Source organism: Mycobacterium sp., from assembly GCF_049683935.1.
Lineage (GTDB): Bacteria > Actinomycetota > Actinomycetes > Mycobacteriales > Mycobacteriaceae > Mycobacterium.
This window is the reverse complement of record NZ_JBAUJR010000501.1, coordinates 1-4,511: the sequence shown is the minus strand read 5'-3', so window position 1 is coordinate 4,511 and position 4,511 is coordinate 1. Positions and strand designations below refer to the sequence as shown.

The 4,511-nt window shown below is 68.7% G+C and carries 4 protein-coding genes; all 4 read left to right on the top strand.

Translation table 11 applies throughout. The features are described 5' to 3' along the window. A partial coding sequence (locus WA965_RS28665; RefSeq protein WP_526448277.1) for an FUSC family protein occupies positions 1-845 on the top strand: 845 nt, incomplete at its 5' end. After that, on the top strand, positions 842-2,077 hold the full coding sequence (locus WA965_RS28660; protein ID WP_526297289.1) for an amidohydrolase family protein: 1,236 nt from the start codon (positions 842-844) through the stop codon (positions 2,075-2,077). The genes WA965_RS28665 and WA965_RS28660, both read left to right, overlap by 4 nt. Positions 2,078-2,099: 22 nt before the next feature. After that, positions 2,100-3,293: an acyl-CoA dehydrogenase family protein gene (locus WA965_RS28655; protein ID WP_526297287.1), complete on the top strand. Its 1,194-nt coding sequence runs from the start codon at positions 2,100-2,102 to the stop codon at positions 3,291-3,293. Between the two features lie 60 nt (positions 3,294-3,353). After that, the coding region (locus tag WA965_RS28650) for a thiamine pyrophosphate-dependent enzyme (RefSeq protein WP_526448278.1) at positions 3,354-4,511 on the top strand (1,158 nt) is incomplete at its 3' end.

Below are 4,511 nucleotides of genomic sequence, written 5' to 3'. Positions count from 1 at the left end.
TCGTGGCGATCCTGACGACCGGGCATCCGTTGGCGCTTGCGGCGGCGACGGTCACGGCAGCGGTCTGCGGGGCCGCGCTCGCGCGCGTGGGTCCGACCGCCGGGCTCGCGGTGGTGTTGATCGCCGTCGACATGCCCACAGTGCCTCCGGGTTTGGACCCCGGCCGTGTCACCGAAGCGCTGATGCCCTACGTGCTCGGCGCGCTGGTCGTGGTGATCGCGTGGGGGGCGTGGTTCGGCTGCGCCGAGGCCCTGCGCCGAACCCGGGGCGAATCGCCGCCGGCGGACACCGCGGTGTCGGATCGGCAGAAACGGTGGCCGCACATGCTGCGGGTCGGCATCGCGGTCGCCGCCGCGGTGAGCCTGGCCGGCTTGCTGCCCGACGCTCTGGTCGGTGGGCACTGGCTCATCACGAGTGTGATCCTCACCGTGCAGCCCACTGCAAGTGACACCGGAATGCGCCTTGCGCAACGACTCTCGGGAAACACGCTGGGCGCTGTGATCGCCGCGGTCCTGCTCGGCGCGCACCCGTCGGTGGCGGTCGTCGCCGTCCTGACCGTGGTCCTGTTCACACTTGCGATGGCGCTGCGCCCGGTCAACTACACGTGGTGGGCCGTCACCGGACCGCCGGTGCTGCTGATGATCAGCGAGTATCCGCTGCTCTTCCCGTGGTACGAGGGCGGTGTCCGGCTGGCGATGAATCTGGCAGGCGCGGCGATCGTGCTGGTGGTGGTGTTCGGCGTTCCGGCCATGGCCCGCATCGGTTCTCGGGTCGGGAGGGGCGATTTCCGTGAGCCCAACAACTCGGATAGTGTATACGATATCCAATCAAGGAGGTCTAGGTGACGACGCTGCTCGTGGAGGACATCGGCCTTCTGGTCCACGGCGACCCCGCGGTTGCGCCGGTCCGCGACACCACACTCCTTGTCGAGGACGGGGTCATCGCCGGAATCGGCGTCGACGCGGCGGCACCCGACCGGGTGCTGTCGGCAGGCGGATTGACCGTGATGCCGGGCTTGGTCGACGGCCACATCCATCCGACCTTCGGGGAGTGGACCCCGGCGCAGAACGCGGTCGGCTGGATCGGCAACTATCTGCACGGCGGTACGACCTCGATGGTGTCCGCCGGTGAATTGCACATCCCCGGACTGGCTTTCGACGCGCTGACCCCGGAACTGGTGCTCAGCATCGCGATCACCTCGAAGCACACCACAGGGCGGATGCGGCCGTCCGGCGTCAAGGTGAACGCCGGGACGGTGCTGCTGGTGCCCGGTATGGAAGAAGAGCACTTCGACCGGGCTCAGCGTGAGGGCATCGATCAGCTCAAGTTCATCTTCTACGACTGGAATCGCCTCGGTGACGGGGAGGCTCAGCGATACGTGCGCTGGGCGCACGAGCGCGGTATGACCGTCAAGTTGCACTCCGGTGGGATGTCGCGGTCCGGGTCGAGCCGGGTGGCCGGGGCCGACGTCGTGATCGCGGTCGATCCCGACATCGTCGGTCACATCTCCGGCGGCCCGATCCCGCCACCGGACGCCGACATCGTCGAGATCATCGACAGGTTGCCCGACACCTACGTCGAGGTGTGCAGTTCGAACAACTACCGGGCCACCATGGTCGTCGCCGTCGAACTGAGCCGGCGCGGCAGGCTCGACCGCCTCACCCTGGGCACCGACACCCCCGGCGGCACCGGCGTGATCCCGCGCGGCATGCTGCGCAACATCTGCTACCTGGCATCGGTGTGCGGCGTCGACCCGGTCTCGGCAGTCGCCGCGGCCACCGGGCAGACCGCACGGGCGCACGGACTGGAGACCGGTGTGATCGCCGAGGGCAGGGCAGCGGATCTGCTTGTCCTGGGCCCGATCACGGGTTCCGGCGCCACCGATGCGCTGGAGGCGTTTGCCCTCGGTGATCTGCCGGGCATCGCCACCGTGCTCGTCGACGGTGTACCGCTGGTCACCACGCGCAGCGAGCAGACACCACCCCCGAGCCGCTCGGTCACCTGGAGAGGCGCCGCCGTGCGCCACGAAACCCCCCGCCCGGCGGCGGTCGGAGCCCACGCTTCCGGTTGCTGCTGACCACGACGATGTGAGGAGACACATGTCCCGCCAGCCCGCCCCGCACACCGGACCGACCAATCCGGACGTGCTGCTGCGTATCGACAGCCTGCTCGACGACGAGGAACGCCAGATCCGTGACACCGTTCGCGCGGTCGTGAAGAGCCGGATCGCTCCGGACATCGCGGCCTGGTACGAGGAGGGTGAGCTGCCCGTCCGCGAGCTCGCCACCGAGCTCGGAGAACTCGGGCTGCTCGGCATGCACCTGGACGGCTACGGATGCGCGGGCACCTCGGCGGTCGCCTACGGGCTGGCCTGCCTGGAACTGGAAGCCGGCGATTCCGGCATCCGCTCGCTGGTCAGCGTCCAGGGCTCGCTGGCGATGTTCGCGCTGCACGCCTTCGGCAGCGAGGACCAGAAGCAGCAGTGGCTGCCCGAGATGGCGGCAGGGCGCAAGATCGGGTGCTTCGGGCTCACCGAACCCGACTTCGGCTCGAACCCGGCCGGGATGCGCACCCGCGCCACCCGATCCGGAGACGACTGGATCCTCAACGGCACGAAGATGTGGATCACCAACGGTTCGGTCGCCGACGTGGCGATCGTGTGGGCGCGCACCGACGACGGTGTGCGCGGCTTCGCGGTTCCCACCGACACCACCGGCTTCACCGCGCGCTCCATCAAGGCGAAGATGTCCCTGCGCGCATCGGTGACCAGTGAGCTTGTGCTGGAGGACGTCCGCCTGCCCGACAGCGCACGACTGCCGGGGGCGACCAGCCTGCGGGCCCCGTTGAGCTGCCTCAACGAGGCCAGGTTCGGCATCGTGTTCGGCGCGGTGGGTGCCGCCCGGGACTGCCTGGAGACCGCGCTGACCTACGCTCAGTCGCGCATGCAGTTCGACCGTCCCATCGGCGGATTCCAGCTCACCCAGCAGAAGCTCGCAGACATGACGCTCGAGTACGGCAAGGCTTTCCTGCTCGCCCTTCATCTCGGCCGCGCCAAGGACACCGACGGGTTGCGTTCCGAAGAGGTCAGCCTGGGCAAGCTCAACAACGTCCGGGAAGCCATCACGATCGCCCGCACGGCCCGCACCATCCTGGGTGCCAGCGGCATCACCGGCGAGTACCCGGTGATGCGCCATGCCAACAACCTGGAATCGGTGTTGACCTACGAAGGCACCAGCGAAATGCATACGCTGATGATCGGGCAGGCCCTCACCGGCACTGCCGCGTTCCGCTGACATCGGGGAGTTGCCGTGGCCGAACCGATCGACGAACACTTCACCGCGACCGTCGCGTCACTGACGGCGCCGAGGGTGGCCGACACCGATGTTCTGCAGGGGATCTCGGCTCAGGACTGCCTCGACACCTTTGATGCCCAGCTCGGCAGCAGGCACCTCGATCTGGCTGCGCGCTGGCTCAGATCGAAGGGCAAGGGCTTCTACACGATCGGGTCGGCGGGCCACGAGAGCAACGCAGCGGTGGCGGCTGCGCTGCGACCCACCGACCCGGCCCTGCTGCACTACCGCTCCGGTGGCTTCTACCTCGCCCGAGCACGGCAGGTCGAAGGCAGTGACCCACTGCGCGACGTGCTGCTCGGCCTGGTCGCCGCGACCGACGAGCCGATCTCCGGTGGTCGGCACAAGGTGTTCGGCAGGCACGACCTCGCCGTCATCCCGCAGACCTCGACCATCGCCTCGCACCTGCCGCGGGCGGTCGGCGTCGCCTTCTCCATCGCGCGGGCCCGCAAGCTGAAAGTGGACTGCGCCTGGCCGGCCGACGCGCTGGCGGTGTGCAGTTTCGGGGACGCATCGGCCAACCATTCGACGGCGGTCGGCGCCGTCAACGCCGCTATGCACACCGCCTACCAGGGCATGCCGATGCCGTTGCTGTTCGTCTGTGAGGACAACGGCATCGGCATCAGTGTGCGGACCCCCCAAGGATGGATCGCACGAACCTACGGTGACCGTGCCGACCTGAAGTACTTCACCGCCGACGGCACGAACCTGCCCGAGGTGTTGGCCGTCGCAGCCGCGGCCGCCGAATACGTTCGCACCCAACGTCGTCCGGCTTTTCTGCACCTGCGCACCGTCCGGCTGATGGGTCATGCCGGCTCGGATTACGAGCCGAGCTACCGCAAGGGTGACGAGATCACCGCCGACTACGCCCGCGACCCGGTGCTGTGCACATCGCGGCTGCTGGTCGCCGCGGGTGTGCTGACACCGCAGCAGGTGCTCGACGAGTACGAGGCGAAACGCGCCGAAGTGCTCGCCCTGGCGACCGAGGTCGTCGACCTGGCGCAGCTGGACAGCCCGCACGCGGTGATGACGCCGCTGCGTGACGCCATCGCCGAGGCCGTCAGCGCGACCACTGCCGCCGCGAAGCAACCGGTCACCGACGCTGACGAGGCACCGATCTCGGTGGCGCAGGCCATCAACCGCGCGCTGCGGGATGCGCTC